Raw genomic sequence first — 16,798 nt, forward strand, 5'->3', positions numbered from 1 at the left:
TTGAAAAACAACGCCCTTGTCCCCACTTAATCCTCATTGTTCGCTTTTGGTAGCTATTGTCTTTGAGGTAATCAATGAGTATGAAAGGTCAAGAAACCCGTGGTTTCCAGTCTGAAGTAAAACAACTGCTTCATTTGATGATTCATTCGCTGTACTCCAATAAAGAAATTTTCCTGCGCGAGCTGATCTCCAACGCCTCGGATGCCGCCGATAAGCTGCGTTTCCGCGCACTGTCGACGCCTGAGCTGTATGAAGGTGACGGCGAGCTGCGTGTGCGCCTTTCCTTCGATAAAGAACAGCGTACGTTGACCATTGCCGACAACGGTATTGGCATGAGCCGTGAGGAAGTGATTGAAAACCTGGGTACCATCGCCAAGTCAGGTACCAAAGCCTTCCTGGAATCCATCGGTTCCGATCAGGCCAAAGACAGCCAGCTGATTGGTCAGTTCGGCGTGGGTTTCTACTCCGCGTTCATCGTGGCGGATAAAGTCACCGTGCGCACTCGTGCCGCGGGCGCTCCGGCCGATCAAGGCGTGTTCTGGGAATCTGTCGGCGAAGGCGATTACACCATTGCCGATATCAGCAAAGAAGATCGCGGTACCGAAATTACCCTGCATCTGCGCGAAGGCGAAGATGAGTATCTCGATGCCTGGCGTCTGCGTTCCGTGATCGGCAAATACTCCGACCACATTGCACTGCCGGTTGAGATTGAAAGCAAAAACGAAGAAGACGGCACCGTCACCTGGGAAAAAATCAACAAGGCGCAGGCCCTGTGGACCCGCAGCAAGGCTGACGTGACCGATGAAGAATACAAAGAGTTCTACAAGCACATCGCGCACGACTTTACCGATCCGCTGAGCTGGAGCCACAACCGGGTGGAAGGCAAGCAGGAATACACCAGCCTGCTGTACATTCCTGCCCAGGCGCCATGGGACATGTGGAACCGCGATCACAAGCACGGGCTGAAGCTGTACGTGCAGCGCGTGTTCATCATGGACGACGCTGAACAGTTCATGCCGAACTACCTGCGTTTCGTGCGTGGCCTGATAGATTCCAACGATCTGCCGCTGAACGTTTCGCGTGAGATCCTGCAAGACAGCCGTGTGACCCAGAACCTGCGCGGTGCGCTGACCAAGCGTGTGTTGCAGATGCTGGAGAAACTGGCTAAAGACGATGCGGAAGGCTACCAGAAGTTCTGGCAGCAGTTTGGTCTGGTGTTGAAAGAGGGCCCGGCGGAAGATGGTGGCAACAAAGAAGCCATTGCCAAGCTGCTGCGCTTTGCTTCCACCCACAATGACAGCTCGGCGCAAACCGTCTCGCTGGAAGAGTACGTGGGCCGCATGGCAGAAGGGCAGGAGAAGATTTATTACATCACCGCCGACAGCTATGCTGCCGCCAAGAGCAGCCCGCACCTGGAACTGTTCCGCAAGAAAGGCATTGAAGTGCTGCTGCTTTCCGACCGCATCGACGAATGGATGATGAGCTACCTGACCGAGTTCGACGGCAAGCCGTTCCAATCCGTCAGCAAGGCAGATGACGCGTTGGACAAGCTGGCAGACGAAACCGAAGAGCAGAAGGCCGCCGAGAAGCAGCTGGAGCCCTTTGTTGACCGTGTGAAAACCCTGCTGGGCGATCGCGTGAAGGACGTGCGTCTGACGCACCGTCTGACCGACACGCCGGCTATCGTTATCACCGATGCCGACGAAATGAGCACCCAGATGGCGAAGCTGTTTGCCGCTGCGGGCCAGGAAGCGCCGGCGGTGAAGTACATTTTCGAACTGAATCCGGAGCATGCGTTGGTCAAACGCGCATCCGATGTGGGCGATAACGAACAATTCGCCGAATGGATTGAGCTGTTATTGGATCAGGCACTGCTGGCTGAACGCGGCACCCTGGAGGATCCAAATCAGTTTATCCGTCGTATGAATAAACTGTTGTCCGCATAATTCCGAGTATATACGCCCAAAATCTGCGAATTTTGGGCGTATTTTTTTGTTTTTCCTGCCGATTTTCCGCGCTTTATTCTCTGTTTCCTCCCTTTGGCGCCGCAATCGATTTCCTCGCGTACCTTGAGCCAGCCCCCCCTGAAATGGTATGGTTGAGCGTTTTCGCAATTTTATAAAAACTACATAGCAAGGGGATTTACGCAATGCGTATCATTCTGCTGGGCGCTCCGGGCGCTGGTAAAGGTACTCAGGCTCAATTCATCATGGAGAAATACGGTATTCCGCAAATCTCCACGGGTGATATGTTGCGCGCAGCCGTGAAGGCCGGCAGTGAATTGGGCAAGCAGGCGAAAGAAATCATGGACGCCGGCAAGCTGGTGACCGATGAGTTGGTCATTGCACTGGTTAAAGAACGCATCACCCAGGAAGATTGCCGTAAAGGTTTTCTGCTGGACGGTTTCCCGCGCACCATTCCACAGGCTGACGCGATGAAAGAAGCCGGCATCAATGTGGATTACGTGCTGGAATTTGACGTACCGGACGAGCTGATTATCGATCGCATCGTTGGCCGTCGCGTACATGCCCCTTCTGGCCGCGTGTACCACATTAAATTCAATCCACCGAAGGTGGAAGGTAAAGACGACGCGACCGGTGAAGAACTGACAACTCGTAAAGACGATCAGGAAGAAACCGTACGTAAACGTCTGGTGGAATACCATCAGATGACTGCACCGCTGATTTCCTACTACAGCAAAGAAGCTGCTGCAGGTAACACCCAATACCGTAAAATCGACGGCACCCGCAAAGTGACCGAAGTGAGCGCCGAACTGGCGAACATCCTCGGCTAATCGGTTTTTCATTGCTGTGCATAGCGCCAGGCCTCATCCGCCTGGCGTTTTTTTTATTATTTACCCGCCGAATTGTGATCGCCGTGGCTTGTTGCGCCTGTGCCCTTTAATCCACCGAGATAAATGGCGTATAACTCCCCCATCTTAATCCCCGGGGACAATCCGCATGCTCAGACCAACCCATTTGCTGGCAGAATCCACCGCACGCCAGATCGTGCAGCGGGCGATGAGCATCATCAGCCATTCTGTCAATGTGATGGACAGCAACGGCGTCATCATCGCTTCCGGCAACCCCGCACGCCTGTTTCAGCGTCATGAAGGCGCTGTTCTGGCGCTGACCGAAAACCGGGTGGTGGAAATCGATGCGGTGACTGCCGCGCACCTCAAGGGAGTGCGGCCCGGCATCAATTTGCCCTTCAGTTTTCACAGCCAACAGGTGGGGGTGATCGGTATTTCCGGTGAACCCGCGCAGGTACGTGCCTATGCCGAACTGGTGAAAATGGCGGCCGAAATGATGGTGGAGCAGGCGGCGTTGCTGGATCAACATCAGTGGGAAAAACGCTACCGCGAGGAACTGGCCAATCAGTTGCTGCAACCGCAGCCGGCATCAGGCTCGCTGGAGGCGATGGCCGCCTACCTGGGGTTAGATCTGCAGCAGCCACGGATTGTCTGGATTGCGGAATTACAGGACACGCAGCCGCACCTGCTGCGTGAATTGCTGACGGAGCTGGAGCAGACTCAGCGCGAAGCGCTGATCGCCATCACCGGGTTCAACGAAATGATCCTGCTGCGTCCTGCCAGTCTGGTGCAGGGGGAGTGGAATGTGAAGCAGGAGCGCAAACAGGCGCAGCAGTTGCAGAGCCAGCTTCAGTCGCGTTTCAACCTGCGGTTGATTGTCGGTGGTTTCTTTAGCGGCGAAGCAGGGTTGCACCGTTCAAGCCTGACGGCTCGCGCCACCCAGGCGATGGCGAAACGCCTGAAGTTACGGCACAAGACGCTGTTTTACCAAGATTATCCGCTACCGTCACTGCTGTGCGATCTGGGTGAAGACTGGCGGGCTCAAGAGCTTTCCCGCCCCTGGCAGGTTTTGGGCGAACAGGATGAAAAAGGGGTATTACGCAGCACGCTGAGGCACTATTTTTCGCGGAATTGTGATCAGACGCAGACCGCCGCCGAGCTTCATATTCACGTCAATACCTTGCGCTATCGCCTGCAGCGTATTGAAGCCATTACTGAATTAAAAATCAATCAGTTAACGGACGCCTTGCAGCTGTATATCGGCATGCTGATGCACGGCTGAGTTGTGTAAAACCACAACTTTCCGCTGTGTGCGCGCGCATGTTTTTGTGGCTTTCTCTCACGCCAATGTCCGGCGCTCAGGATATGTTTTCCCCACACCAACAACGGGGAAAACAATAATGACAACGGTATCCACGCTTGGGGCGCTGGTGGCATTGGTCGTCGCTATCGTTCTGATTTTACGCAAGGTCCCGCCTGCCTACGGCATGATTGCCGGTGCGCTGGCGGGCGGATTATGCGGCGGCGCCGATCTGGTGCAGACCGTGACGCTGATGATCACCGGTGCGCAGGGCATTACCAATGCCGTGATGCGCATTTTGGCGGCGGGGGTGCTGGCCGGGGTGTTGATCGAGTCCGGCGCGGCGCACACCATCGCTGAAACCATCGTCCGCAAAGTCGGGGAAACCCGTGCGCTGTTAGCGCTTGCGGTAGCTACACTGATCCTGACGGCAGTGGGCGTATTTATCGACGTTGCGGTGATCACCGTGGCGCCTATTGCCCTTTCCATCGCTCAGAAGGCCGGGATCTCGCGTGCGGCGATCCTGCTGGCGATGATCGGCGGCGGCAAGGCCGGTAACGTGATGTCACCAAACCCCAACACCATTGCCGCAGCCGACAACTTCCACGTGCCGCTGACCTCGGTGATGATGGCCGGTATCGTGCCAGGATTGTGCGGATTAATCGTGGCCTATCTGCTGGCCCGCCGTTTGAGTGATAAGGGCGATAAGGTGATGGCGGAAGAGCTGACGCAGCAAGCCGAAGGCATTCGTCCGGGCTTTGCGGCGGCGATCAGCGCACCCTTGGTTGCCATTGTTCTGCTGTCGCTGCGGCCGATCGCCGGTATTGCCATCGATCCGCTGATAGCGCTGCCGCTGGGCGGTCTGGTGGGCGCATTGCTGATGGGCCGCATCCGCCAGTGCAACCAGTTTATGGTTTCCGGCCTGTCCCGTATGGCGCCGGTGGCGATTATGCTGCTTGGCACCGGTACGCTGGCAGGCATTATCGCCAACTCTTCGCTGAAGGACGTGCTCATCAGCGGGTTGACCAGCACCGGCATGCCGGCCTGGCTGCTGGCCCCACTCTCCGGGGCATTAATGTCGATGGCCACCGCTTCGACAACCGCCGGTACCGCCGTGGCATCCGGGGTCTTCAGCAGCACTCTGCTGGAGCTGGGCGTCAGCGGGCTGGCGGGGGCGGCTATGATCCATGCCGGCGCGACGGTGCTGGATCACCTGCCGCACGGCAGCTTCTTCCATGCCACCGGCGGCAGCGTCAATATGGCCGTGCATCAACGGTTGAAGCTACTGCCTTATGAAACACTGGTCGGTTTTACCATCGCGGCCGTCTCAGCGTTGATGTTTGGCGTATTTAATCTGGCGGGATAAGGAAGAGTAATGAAAACGCTGAAAAAAGTGGTGATTGCGCCGGATTCGTTTAAAGAAAGCCTGAGTGCGTTGGAGGTGGCAGAAGCCATCGAACGCGGCTTCCGCCAGATCTTCCCGCAGGTACAGTATGTGAAGCTACCCATGGCGGACGGCGGCGAAGGCACGGTGGATTCGATGGTGGCAGCTACGGGCGGGGAAATCGTCAGGGTCACGGTCACTGGGCCGTTGGGCCAGCCGGTACAGGCCTTCTATGGTTTGCTGGGAGAGGGAGAAACTGCCGTTATCGAGATGGCGGCGGCTTCCGGGTTGCATCTGGCTCCCAAAGCGCAGCGAGATCCGCGCATGACCACCAGTTATGGCACCGGTGAGCTGATCCTGGCTGCGCTGGAGCGCGGCGTTAAGACGATTATTCTTGGCATTGGCGGCAGCGCCACCAACGACGGCGGGGCCGGCATGATGCAGGCGCTAGGGGCCAGACTGCTGGACGAGAATCGACAGGCTTTGCCGCCTGGAGGGGCCGCGCTGGCGCAGTTGGCCTATATCGATCTTTCCGGGGTGGATCCGCGTCTGCAGCAGGTGAGCATCACGGCGGCCTGCGACGTGGATAATCCTTTGTGTGGTGCTAACGGAGCCTCCGCGGTGTTTGGCCCGCAGAAGGGAGCCACGCCGGAAATGGTCACGCAGTTGGATGCGGCGCTGCGCCATTACGGCACATTGCTGGAACAGGCTACCGGTCGCGAGGTTATCAACGCGCCCGGGGCAGGAGCGGCAGGGGGAATGGGTGCGGCATTGCTTGGCATGCTAAACGCCCGATTGCGCCCCGGCATTGAGATCGTGATCGAAACCCTTCAATTGGAAGAGGCGTTGCGCGATGCCGACCTGGTGATCACCGGCGAAGGGCGACTGGACAGTCAGTCTATCCACGGCAAAACGCCGATTGGCGTGGCGCGGGTGGCTAAACGCTTTGGTTTGCCGGTGATCGGCATTGCCGGCAGCCTGTCGAAAGATTATCAGGTGGTGCACCAGCACGGCATTGACGCCGCTTTTTCGGTGCTCGATCGCGTTGTCTCTCTGGAGGAAGCGTTGGCGGAAGCGGCCGATAACCTGGAGGTGACGGCGCGTAATGTGGCGGCGGTCTGGCGACTGGCGCAGAGTTAATATCATTCCCCTTTATCATGGGCAACGCCTGTTGCTGATATCGGTTCCGACGAGGCGCTTTTCCGTTACAATAGGCGCCATTAATCGACGTTAACCCCCTGACCCAGAACAGGGGGTTAGCTTGCAAGGAATCAAGGGGAACTGAGATGAAGCAAGAGAAACACGGGGTATTGCTGGTGAACCTGGGCACGCCGGATGCTCCGACCTCGTCGGCGGTAAAACGCTATCTGAAGGAATTCCTCAGTGACGACCGCGTAGTGGATACAGCCCCATTGATCTGGTGGCCGATCCTCAACGGTGCGATCCTGCCGATCCGTTCGCCGCGCGTTGCCAAGCTGTATAAGTCGGTATGGATGGACGAAGGCTCACCACTGCTGGTCTACAGCCGCCGTCAGCAGCGCGCATTGGCCGCACGTATGCCGAACACGCCGGTTGAATTGGGCATGAGCTACGGTTCACCGAGCCTGGGCGAAGCGATAGACAAGCTGTTGGCACAGGGCGTGACCAATCTGGTAGTACTGCCGTTGTACCCGCAATACTCCTGTTCAACCAGTGCAGCCGTGTGGGACGGCGTGGCGCGCATATTGAAAGGCTATCGCCGCCTGCCGTCGATCAGCTTTATCCGTGACTATGCCGAACACCCGGCTTACATCGCCGCATTGCGTCAAAGCGTGGAGCGTTCGTTTGCCGAGCATGGCCAACCGGACCGGCTGGTGCTGTCATTCCACGGCATTCCCAAGCGCTATGCACGCCTCGGCGACGATTATCCGCAGCGTTGTGAGGATACGTTTCGTGCATTGACCGACACTTTGCCGTTGGCGCCGGATCGGGTCATGATGACCTACCAGTCGCGTTTTGGCCGTGAACCCTGGTTGACGCCGTATACCGATGAAACCCTCAAGGGCCTGCCTGCGCAAGGCGTTAAACATATTCAGCTTATCTGCCCAGGTTTTTCGGCGGACTGTCTGGAAACGCTGGAAGAAATCAAAGAGCAAAACCGCGAAATCTTCCTCGAGGCGGGCGGCGAGAAGTTTGAGTACATTTCTGCGCTGAACGACGAACCGGCGCACATTGATATGATGCAGCAACTGGTGGCGCAGCACCTCTGATCCCCAGAGCGCAAAATAGTGACAGTCATCATCAATCGGGCAGGAATGTGCTAACATTCTCTGCCTGTTAACTGCCACTGCCGCCAAATAAATGAAATTTCCTGGTAAACGTAAGTCCAAACACTATTTTCCGGTGAACGCCCGCGATCCGCTCTTGCAGCAAGCTCAGCCTGAAAATGAAATCAGCACCTCCTATATCGTCGGTATCGATCAGACGCTGGTGGATATCGAAGCCAAAGTGGACGATGCCTTCGTCCAGCGTTACGGTCTGAGCCTGGGGCACTCCCTGGTGATTGAGGATGACGTCGCCGAGGCGCTGTATCAGGAACTGATCGACAATAATCTGATCACCCACCAATTTGCCGGCGGCACCATCGGCAATACTCTGCACAACTACTCCGTGCTGGCGGACGACCGTTCCGTTCTGCTCGGCGTGATGTGCAGCAATATCAAGATTGGCAGCTACGCCTATCGCTATCTGTGCAACACCTCCAGCCGTACCGATCTTAACCACCTGCAGGCGGTTGACGGTGCTATTGGCCGCTGCTTTACGCTGATCGGCGAAAGCGGCGAACGGACCTTTGCCATCAGCCCCGGGCAGATGAATCAACTGCGGCCGGAAAGCGTGAAGGAAGAGGTGATTGCCGGTGCTTCGGCGCTGGTGCTGACGTCATATTTGGTGCGCTGTAAGGAAGGGGAGCCGATGCCGGCTGCCACCATGCAGGCAATTGAATTTGCCAAAAAGCACGACGTACCGGTGGTACTGACGCTGGGCACCAAGTACGTGATCGCCGATAACCCGCAATGGTGGCGCGACTTCCTGCAACAACACGTGTCGATCCTGGCGATGAACGAAGATGAAGCGCTGGAATTGACCGGGTTGAGCGATCCATTGACTGCCTCTGACATGGCGCTTGAATGGGTGGATCTGGTGCTGTGCACCGCCGGGCCAAACGGTCTGTATATGGCGGGTTATACCGAAGAGTCGAATAAGCGGGAAACCCAGCATCCGCTGCTGCCGGGGCATATTGCCGAATTCAACCGCTATGAGTTCAGCCGCGCCATGCGCCGTGAAAGCTGTGAAAATCCGTTCCGCATCTATTCGCACATCGCGCCTTACATGGGCGGGCCGGAGAAAATCATGAACACCAACGGTGCCGGTGATGGCGCACTGTCGGCGTTGCTGCATGATATCGCCGCCAACGGTTATCACCGCAATAACGTGCCTAACTCCAGCAAGCACGTTCGCAGCTATCTGACCTATTCCTCGCTGGCGCAGGTGTGTAAATACGCTAACCGTGTCAGCTATCAGGTGCTGAATCAGCATTCGCCACGCCTGACGCGTGGCCTGCCGGAGCGGGAAGACAGTCTGGAAGAGTCTTACTGGGAACGCTAACAAGCAAAAGGTCCGGCAAGCCGGACCTTTTTTATATCGAATCGCCGATCAGATCGGGCAACCGCCCATTTTCTCTTCTTCGCTCAGCGTATCCAGTTTGAGAATATTCAGCATGCTGTTGGCGATTTCTCGTTCGCCCATCACTACCTGATTCGCCCCGCGATCGGAGATATAAGACACTTCGTCATCGTAGTGCGCACGGGCGATGATCTCGATGTTCGGCCGCTTGGTACGTGCCGAAGCCACGATTTCACCGGCCTCGTAACCGTTGGGAATGGTCAGCAACAGCCAGCGTGCACAGTCGAGTCGCGCCAGATCCATCACTTCCGGATTGGCAGCGTTGCCCAGCACCGTTTTGATGCCTTGTTCACGCAGGGCTTCCACCCGTGGGCGGGAGTTCTCAATCACCACCAGCGGAATACCGGCTTCGGCCAACTTTGCCCCCAGCAGGCTGCCGACGCGGCCATAGCCGACCACCAGCGCATGGTTGCACATATCGACCGGGATCTGCTTTTCTTCTTCCACCGCTTCTTCCATTATCTGGTCTTCCATGGTTTCGGTTTTGGCCAGATAACGCTCAAGCAGCGTGAACAGCAACGGATTCAACATAATCGACAAGATAGCCCCGGCCAGCACCAGATTGCGGCCGTGCTCCGACATCATGCCCAGCGTGATCCCAAGGCCGGCCAGAATGAAGGCGAACTCGCCAATCTGCGCCAGACTGGCAGAAATGGTCAGCGCGGTGCGTTTGGAGTGGCCGAACATTTTCACCAACAGGAACGCTGCCGCCGATTTCCCGAACACGATAATCGCCAGCGTTGCCAGCACCGCCAGCGGCTCGTTGATCAGGATCATCGGATCAAACAGCATGCCGACCGACACAAAGAACAGCACGGCGAAGGCATCGCGCAACGGTAAGGTATCGTGGGCCGCGCGATGGCTCAGCTCCGACTCGTTCAGCACCATGCCGGCGAAGAAGGCTCCCAGGGCAAAGGAAACGTCGAACAGCTTCACCGCGCCATAGGCAATGCCGAGCGCCAGTGCCAACACGGCAAGGGTAAACAGCTCGCGCGAGCCGGTGCTGGCGGTTTTCGCCAGGATCCACGGCACCAGCCGGCGGCCTACCACAATCATCAGCGCAATAAAGGCGATGACTTTACCAATGGTGATTGCCAGCTCAGTCAGCAACTGGCCGCTGCTGGCGTTGTCATTGCCAAGCATGTTGCCGAACGCAGGCAGCAATACCAGCGTCAGCACCATCGCCAGGTCTTCAACGATCAGCCAGCCAATGGCGATTTGCCCGCGCTGGCTGTCGATCAGTTGGCGTTCTTCCAGCGCACGCAGCAGCACCACGGTACTGGCGGTAGAAAGACAGAGACCGAACACCAGGCCGGAAATCAAATCCCAGCCGAGCAGCTTTGATAGCCCCATACCCAACAGAGTGGCGACGGCAATCTGTGCCACGGCACCGGGAATAGCGATATGTTTAACTGCCAGGAGGTCTTTAAGCGAGAAATGGAGGCCAACACCGAACATCAACAGGATCACGCCGATTTCCGCCAGTTCCGGTGCCAGCGAGGTGTCGGCAACAAAACCGGGGGTAAAAGGGCCGGCGAGCACGCCTGCGGCAAGATACCCCACCAGCGGGGAGATGCGCAGGCGATTCGCCAGCATTCCGAGGAGGAAGGCAAGTACTAACCCTCCGACAATGGTGGTGATTAAGGGTGTTGAATTATGCATCCAGACTCCTTCTAGCTATGCATGGCAGCAGAGGGGAAACGCAACAAAGTTACGAAAAGATACATTTAGTTTATTGCATTTGTTCGCGTCTTGCTTAGCTAAATTGAGCTTTTTTGCGAAAAAGCAGAGGATTCCGCTTTGGGCAGGGCAGTAAGGGGATTTAACACTAAATAAGTCAAATAACGTTGGTTTGTTCGGGAGATAACCCGACTGAGCGCAATGATTCAGCCGGGTTTTATCAGGGTTATTACGAGTTATGGTCCATATTAGGCAGTAATGCGGTGATAATGCCGATCAGTGGCAAGAAAGCACAGATTTGGTAGACCAATTCGATACTGGTCAAATCTGCGACATAACCAAGAACGGCTGCGCCTAATCCCCCCATACCAAAAGCAAAACCGAAGAATAAACCGGAAACCATACCCACTTTCCCGGGGATCAGCTCCTGTGCATAAACCAGAATGGCCGAAAATGCCGAAGCGAGAATTACCCCGATAATGACGGTTAAAATGCCGGTCCAGTAGAGAGAAGCATAGGGTAAAGCCAGCGTAAATGGCGCGGCACCCAGTATTGAGCCCCAAATAACATATTTACGCCCTATCTTGTCGCCGAGAGGCCCGCCAATTATGGTTCCTGCTGCTACGGCAAACAGGAATGCAAACAGGTGAAACTGCGCATTCTGCACGGAAACGCCGAACTTATGTATCAAATAAAAGGTGTAATAGCTGCTGATACTGGCCAAGTAGAAGTATTTGGAAAAAATCAGTACCAGCAGGATGCCCAGCGCATAGGTGACAGTACGTTTTGGCAGCGGTTTCACCGTCGAGGAGGCTTTTGGCTGACCTTTTGTTGCCCGGTGCTGATGTTGATACCATTTGCTGACTTGCAACAGCACCACAATAGCCAACAGCGCGGCCAGTGAGAACCAGGCCACGTTACCTTTGCCATAAGGCGCAATAATCAGCGCGGCCAGCAGGGGGCCGAGAGAGCTGCCAAAGTTACCGCCGACCTGGAACAACGATTGAGCCAGGCCATGTCGGCCACCGGAGGCCATGCGCGCAACGCGGGAGGACTCAGGGTGGAATACCGAGGAACCGGTGCCGACCAGCGCCGCTGCCAGCAGCACCAGCGGGAAGGTATTGGCGACGGACAGCAGCAGCAGCCCACACAGCGTAAAGCCCATGCCGATCGGCAACGAATAGGGCTGCGGGTGTTTATCCGTGTAGTAACCGATTAACGGTTGCAATAAGGAAGCCGTGAGCTGATAGGTCAGAGTAATCATGCCGATCTGCACGAAGCTGAGGCTGAAGTCAGCCTGCAGGATCGGGTAAATCGCCAGGATCAGCGATTGAATCATGTCGTTAAGCAGGTGAGAGACGCTGATGGCACCGAGAATCGAGAATGCAGTCCCTTTAACCGCGCTGCCCTTGGCCGGTGGCATGGCAGTATCGCTACGGTCGGTCATTTTATTATTAGCCTGGTAAGTTTTAGAGGACAGAGCAGATATCTTAGCAAGTTGTTCAATATTTGCCATATCCGACATAATTTGACGTATATCGCAAAAATTTGAAATCAAAGGGCTTTGTTTCGCGTTACAATTTCGGTCACCTCAAAAAAGCCGTTAATGATCATATGGAGTTCTGCCATGCGCTTTTCGTTAAAAACCACCGCATGCGCTTTGGCCGTATCCCTGACTTTCCTGTCGGGAGCCGCCAGCGCCTGGGAAAAGGATAAGACCTACGACATCACCATTTTGCACACCAACGATCACCACGGCCATTTCTGGCAGAACGATCATGGCGAATATGGCTTGGGTGCACAGAAAACCTTGGTAGACAGCATCCGTCAGGAAGTCGCGGCGCAGGGGGGCAGTCTGTTGCTGCTGTCGGGCGGTGATATCAACACCGGCGTGCCGGAATCCGATCTGCAAGATGCCGAACCGGACTTCCGCGGCATGAATCTGGTGGGTTACGACGCAATGGCGATCGGTAACCATGAATTCGACAACCCGCTCAGCGTGCTGCGTCAGCAGGAAAAGTGGGCGACCTTCCCCTTGCTGTCGGCCAATATTTATCAAAAAAGCACCCAGCAGCGTCTGTTCAAGCCCTATGCCTTATTTGACAAGCAGGGGATCAAGATTGCGGTCATCGGCCTGACGACGGATGACACGGCCAAGATTGGCAACCCGGAGTATTTTACCGACATCGAGTTCCGTGTTCCTGCACAGGAAGCCAAACAGGTAGTGGAGCAATTGCGTAAGGACGAAAAGCCGGACGTGATTATCGCAGCAACGCACATGGGCCATTACGATGACGGCAATCACGGCTCCAACGCGCCGGGCGATGTTGAGATGGCGCGCAGCCTGCCTGCCGGCTATCTGGACATGATCGTTGGTGGTCATTCGCAGGATCCGGTCTGTATGGCGAGCGAGAACCACAAGCAGGTGGATTATGTGCCGGGCACGCCGTGCGCGCCGGATCGTCAGAACGGCACCTGGATTGTGCAGGCGCATGAGTGGGGCAAGTACGTGGGCCGCGCCGATTTCCAGTTCCGTAACGGTGAACTGAAGCTGGTGCATTACCAACTGATTCCGGTCAACCTGAAGAAGAAGGTGGAGAAAGCCGACGGCACCAGTGAGCGCGTGTTTTACACCCAACAGATCGCAGAAGATCCTTCCATGATGAAGCTGCTGACGCCGTTCCAGGAAAAAGGTAAGGCGCAGTTGGACGTCAAGATTGGCAGCGTCAACGGCAAGCTGGAAGGAGACCGCAGCAAAGTGCGCTTTGTACAGACCAACCTGTCACGCGTCTTGTTGGCAGCGCAGATGGAACGTGCCGAGGCTGATTTTGCGGTGATGAGCGGTGGCGGGGTGCGTGACTCGATTGAAGGCGGCGATATCACCTATAAAAACGTGCTGAAAGTGCAGCCATTCGGCAATACGCTGGTCTACGTCGAGATGAAAGGCAGCGACGTGGAAAAATACCTGGCTGTAGTCGCCAACATGAAGGTAGATTCCGGGGCCTATGCGCAGTTTGCCAACGTTAGCCTAACGGCGGACGGTCAGGGCGTCAGCAACGTCAAGATCAAGGGGGAACCGCTGCAGGCGGACAAAACCTACCGTATGGCCACGTTGAACTTCAATGCGTTGGGCGGCGACGGTTATCCGAAGCTGGATACCCTGCCAAGCTACGTCAACACCGGGTTTATCGATGCCGAAGTCTTGAAGCAATACATCGAGAAGCACTCACCGCTGGACGCAGCGGCTTATGAGCCTAAAGGCGAGATCGTTTATCAATAATATTATGGCGGCTTTTACCGGTTAAAAGCCGCCGTCGATTTTCCCCGCATTACCACACTTCTAGTATAAAAGAATTCTAATATTATTAATTTCAATATTGTTTTCCCTGTCTTGCATAATTGTATTTCTATTTTCTTTGTCTATACCTTTAGGGTTAATGATTTTATCTTTCTTAAATCATAATTTTTTCAGGGAATAAAACTCAGCGAAATAATCGTGATTGAAGAGGAAATGAAATGTACAGGACAGCAGTGCTTTTATATGGCGTCGTCGGCTATTTTTTTGGGTTGGTTGGCTTTGTTTTGCTTATTTTATTACTTAACGGCTGGGGGCTGAGAAATATGGTCGCCGTTAGGGAGTATACCGACGTACGGCTCTGGCTGGTGAATATCGTTTTGCTTTTGCTGTTTGGCTTGGTGCATTCCGTTATGGCCCATGAGAGGTTCAAGGCCCGTTTGGCGCTGTCTCCGGCATTGGAAAGAAGCTCCTATGTGTTAATTGCCGGTGCGTCGTTGGCGCTACTGGCGCTTGTGTGGCAACCACTGCCGGGCGTCTTGTGGCGGTTACCGCCAGACAGTGTTGCCGCATGGGGGCTTAACGGTATTAGTGCGCTAGGGTGGCTCGTGGTCTTTGCGTCAACCTGCATGATCAGCCACACCGACTTATTTGGCTTGCGACAATCCTGGCTGCAATGGAGAGAACGCCAATATACCGATTTGCCTTTTCAGGTAAGAGGATTTTACCGGTTGACGCGGCATCCCATGATGACGGGAATGTTACTGGCATTTTGGTTCACGCCAGAGATGACCGCTGGGCGTCTATTATTTAATTCAGGTATGACATTATATATTTTGGTGGGTGTTTATTTTGAAGAACGTAGCCTGCTTAAAGCTTTAGGGGCGGATTATCAGCGGTATTGCCGACATGTTCCCATGTTGTTGCCGCGAATGGGGATACGGAATAAGCCGACGGAGTAATCAGATCCCGCGGCCGACGTTGGGACTGCGGCCGCGTCATCAGGCTTCTAGTCGCGCTTGGCGATATCGGCGAAGCTGCCGGCCAACAGCCGGCAAAGATCTTGCGCCGCCAGTTCGATGTCCAGCCCGCGTTTACCGCCGGAGACATAAATGGTGGCGAACTGCTGTGCCGGGCTGTCGATCACCGTTGGCAGCCGCTTTTTTTGCCCCAGCGGGCTGATGCCGCCGACCAGATAACCCGTCACGCGCTGCGCCAGTAGCGGATCGGCCATCTCTGCCTTTTTGGCGCCGAGCGCACGAGCGACCTTTTTCAGATCCAACTGTGTAGCTACCGGTGTGACCGCCACTGCCAGATGTTTGGCGTCGCCGTTCAGCGCCACCAGTAACGTTTTATAGACACGGTCTGCATCCAGCCCCAATTTTTTCACTGCTTCATCGCCGAAGTTGGTTTCAGCACTGTCGTGATGATAAGGATGAAGGGTAAAAGCGACTTTTTGTTTCTCAAGCAGGATCACTGCGGGCGTCATGTGTTTTCCTCTTCCCCGTTAAGCGGGAGGTTGCAAACGGATGCAACAAAATTACAAAAATATAACGGTAACAGCAACCTGAGTGGCAGCCGCGTAAAGCGGGTTGCCAAGATGTTCACTGGGTTGCTACCCTGTCTGTTGTAACCGTTAACACGGTTGCTATGCGTATAACTAAAATACAAGAAATTCCTCTTTGACTGGCCAGTAGCGATATTGGCCACTTTTTTACTGCGCCTGCAGCATCGCCGGCAGATTATCCTCGCCATACAGATGCAGTGCGCCTACCGCCACCACGTAATTTCCTGGCGGTAACGCCTCCAGCTTTTGTTGCCAGTCGCGATTTCGTTGGTGCATCAACACGTCATACAGATCGGCGCTGAATGTGGCGGGCAGGGTTTCGAGCATACCGCTGGGTTTTGCGTCTAGCCACCAACTCACCATGGTTTGCAGCAAGCGTGCGTTGGTGTGCCAGTGCTCCAGCGTGTCGCGCAGCAGTGCTATTCCTCCCTCCGGTAACTGTTCCAGCATACTCATCTGGTGTTCCGCCCCTTCCAGCTCAATCACCTTTTTATGCTGGTCTCTGGCCGCCTGCAACAGTTGATAATCCACGCCGTATTCGGCGCGTAATCCCAATCGCTGAGCCTGACGGGCTTGCATCATTAACGCTACCTGCCAGCCGGGCAGGGTGGAAAAACTGTCGACGTCGGCACCCAGCTCCTGGCACAGCGTCAGTAATTGCTGAAATTCTGACTCTGAGAGCCGCTGTTCAAGTTCCGGTTGCTGTTCGATGTGGTCAAAGGGCGAGGCGGAACCGGTGATGTCGGCTTCAACAATCAGGGCATCTGCCTGTTTGAGGCGAGCTGCCAGCTTGGCCGGCAGCGGCGACATATCCACCGTGCCCATATGAATGCTGCCCACCAGATGGAACTGACGATCGCCGGGCAGCCGAATATCCAGCGCCGGGTAGGCGTAAGTCATCGGGGATATCAGGCCGAGAAAGGCGGCGATTCGGCGTAACAGTTGACCCATACAGCGTGGCTCCTGAATAGCGTGTTCACCCTTGGCTTGGCAAGGTGAGGATTCCCCATGCTAAACGCTATCCGCTGGACAAGAAA

13 protein-coding genes are annotated in these 16,798 nt (G+C 55.5%); 9 read left to right on the forward strand and 4 right to left on the reverse strand.

Features of this window, described 5'->3' with window-relative positions:
* Positions 1 to 80 precede the first annotated feature (80 nt).
* The 7 genes from htpG (at position 81) to M2407_RS00095 (ending at position 9,141) form a co-directional block, all read left to right on the forward strand.
* Positions 81 to 1,946 (forward strand): molecular chaperone HtpG, encoded by a 1,866-nt coding sequence (htpG, locus tag M2407_RS00065; RefSeq protein ID WP_185959344.1) that lies wholly within the window; start codon positions 81 to 83, stop codon positions 1,944 to 1,946.
* 203 nt (positions 1,947 to 2,149) lie between these two features.
* Positions 2,150 to 2,794, forward strand: a complete 645-nt coding sequence (gene adk / locus M2407_RS00070; protein WP_020825536.1) for an adenylate kinase — start codon at positions 2,150 to 2,152, stop codon at positions 2,792 to 2,794.
* A gap of 166 nt (positions 2,795 to 2,960) precedes the next feature.
* The gene (locus M2407_RS00075; RefSeq protein ID WP_048759556.1) at positions 2,961 to 4,094 is read left to right on the forward strand and encodes a sugar diacid recognition domain-containing protein; all 1,134 of its coding nucleotides are present in this window, start codon (positions 2,961 to 2,963) and stop codon (positions 4,092 to 4,094) included.
* 118 nt (positions 4,095 to 4,212) lie between these two features.
* Positions 4,213 to 5,478 (forward strand): GntP family permease, encoded by a 1,266-nt coding sequence (locus M2407_RS00080; RefSeq protein WP_020825538.1) that lies wholly within the window; start codon positions 4,213 to 4,215, stop codon positions 5,476 to 5,478.
* A gap of 9 nt (positions 5,479 to 5,487) precedes the next feature.
* Entirely contained in the window at positions 5,488 to 6,636 is a 1,149-nt protein-coding gene (locus M2407_RS00085) for a glycerate kinase (protein ID WP_258090309.1), read from the forward strand.
* Positions 6,637 to 6,782: 146 nt separating this feature from the next.
* Positions 6,783 to 7,745, forward strand: coding sequence for a ferrochelatase (gene hemH, locus M2407_RS00090; protein ID WP_044548739.1), 963 nt, complete (start codon positions 6,783 to 6,785; stop codon positions 7,743 to 7,745).
* Between the two features lie 91 nt (positions 7,746 to 7,836).
* On the forward strand, positions 7,837 to 9,141 hold the full coding sequence (locus M2407_RS00095; RefSeq protein ID WP_020825541.1) for an inosine/guanosine kinase: 1,305 nt from the start codon (positions 7,837 to 7,839) through the stop codon (positions 9,139 to 9,141).
* Between the two features lie 48 nt (positions 9,142 to 9,189).
* Here M2407_RS00095 and ybaL read toward each other — a convergent pair whose 3' ends face one another.
* A complete protein-coding gene (ybaL, locus tag M2407_RS00100; RefSeq protein ID WP_041414282.1) occupies positions 9,190 to 10,881 on the reverse strand; it encodes a YbaL family putative K(+) efflux transporter in 1,692 nt (563 codons plus the stop codon).
* A gap of 247 nt (positions 10,882 to 11,128) precedes the next feature.
* The gene (locus M2407_RS00105) at positions 11,129 to 12,346 is read right to left on the reverse strand and encodes an MFS transporter (RefSeq protein WP_020825543.1); all 1,218 of its coding nucleotides are present in this window, start codon (positions 12,344 to 12,346) and stop codon (positions 11,129 to 11,131) included.
* A 180-nt stretch (positions 12,347 to 12,526) separates the two neighbouring features.
* Between M2407_RS00105 and ushA the strand changes: the two genes are divergently transcribed.
* Together ushA and M2407_RS00115 are read left to right on the forward strand one after the other, a co-directional pair.
* On the forward strand, positions 12,527 to 14,179 hold the full coding sequence (gene ushA / locus M2407_RS00110) for a bifunctional UDP-sugar hydrolase/5'-nucleotidase UshA (protein WP_116691044.1): 1,653 nt from the start codon (positions 12,527 to 12,529) through the stop codon (positions 14,177 to 14,179).
* 236 nt (positions 14,180 to 14,415) lie between these two features.
* Entirely contained in the window at positions 14,416 to 15,156 is a 741-nt protein-coding gene (locus M2407_RS00115; protein ID WP_259216465.1) for an isoprenylcysteine carboxylmethyltransferase family protein, read from the forward strand.
* A gap of 47 nt (positions 15,157 to 15,203) precedes the next feature.
* Here the strand turns inward: M2407_RS00115 and ybaK are convergent, their stop codons facing one another.
* Together ybaK and M2407_RS00125 are read right to left on the reverse strand one after the other, a co-directional pair.
* Entirely contained in the window at positions 15,204 to 15,683 is a 480-nt protein-coding gene (gene ybaK, locus M2407_RS00120; RefSeq protein ID WP_020825546.1) for a Cys-tRNA(Pro)/Cys-tRNA(Cys) deacylase YbaK, read from the reverse strand.
* 225 nt (positions 15,684 to 15,908) lie between these two features.
* On the reverse strand, positions 15,909 to 16,712 hold the full coding sequence (locus tag M2407_RS00125) for a TraB/GumN family protein (RefSeq protein WP_187962365.1): 804 nt from the start codon (positions 16,710 to 16,712) through the stop codon (positions 15,909 to 15,911).
* Positions 16,713 to 16,798 lie beyond the last annotated feature (86 nt).

It is taken from the genome of Serratia sp. BIGb0234, assembly GCF_024809915.1.
GTDB lineage: Bacteria > Pseudomonadota > Gammaproteobacteria > Enterobacterales > Enterobacteriaceae > Serratia > Serratia liquefaciens.

Coding starts and splice junctions, on each gene's coding strand:
- M2407_RS00095 (WP_020825541.1), top strand. CDS start 7,837: ATGAAATTTCCTGGTAAACGTAAGTCCAAACACTATTTTCCGGTGAAC.
- M2407_RS00080 (WP_020825538.1), top strand. CDS start 4,213: ATGACAACGGTATCCACGCTTGGGGCGCTGGTGGCATTGGTCGTCGCT.
- M2407_RS00085 (WP_258090309.1), top strand. CDS start 5,488: ATGAAAACGCTGAAAAAAGTGGTGATTGCGCCGGATTCGTTTAAAGAA.
- M2407_RS00125 (WP_187962365.1), bottom strand. CDS start 16,712: ATGGGTCAACTGTTACGCCGAATCGCCGCCTTTCTCGGCCTGATATCC.
- M2407_RS00105 (WP_020825543.1), bottom strand. CDS start 12,346: ATGACCGACCGTAGCGATACTGCCATGCCACCGGCCAAGGGCAGCGCG.
- ybaL (WP_041414282.1), bottom strand. CDS start 10,881: ATGCATAATTCAACACCCTTAATCACCACCATTGTCGGAGGGTTAGTA.
- hemH (WP_044548739.1), top strand. CDS start 6,783: ATGAAGCAAGAGAAACACGGGGTATTGCTGGTGAACCTGGGCACGCCG.
- htpG (WP_185959344.1), top strand. CDS start 81: ATGAAAGGTCAAGAAACCCGTGGTTTCCAGTCTGAAGTAAAACAACTG.
- ushA (WP_116691044.1), top strand. CDS start 12,527: ATGCGCTTTTCGTTAAAAACCACCGCATGCGCTTTGGCCGTATCCCTG.
- M2407_RS00115 (WP_259216465.1), top strand. CDS start 14,416: ATGTACAGGACAGCAGTGCTTTTATATGGCGTCGTCGGCTATTTTTTT.
- M2407_RS00075 (WP_048759556.1), top strand. CDS start 2,961: ATGCTCAGACCAACCCATTTGCTGGCAGAATCCACCGCACGCCAGATC.
- ybaK (WP_020825546.1), bottom strand. CDS start 15,683: ATGACGCCCGCAGTGATCCTGCTTGAGAAACAAAAAGTCGCTTTTACC.
- adk (WP_020825536.1), top strand. CDS start 2,150: ATGCGTATCATTCTGCTGGGCGCTCCGGGCGCTGGTAAAGGTACTCAG.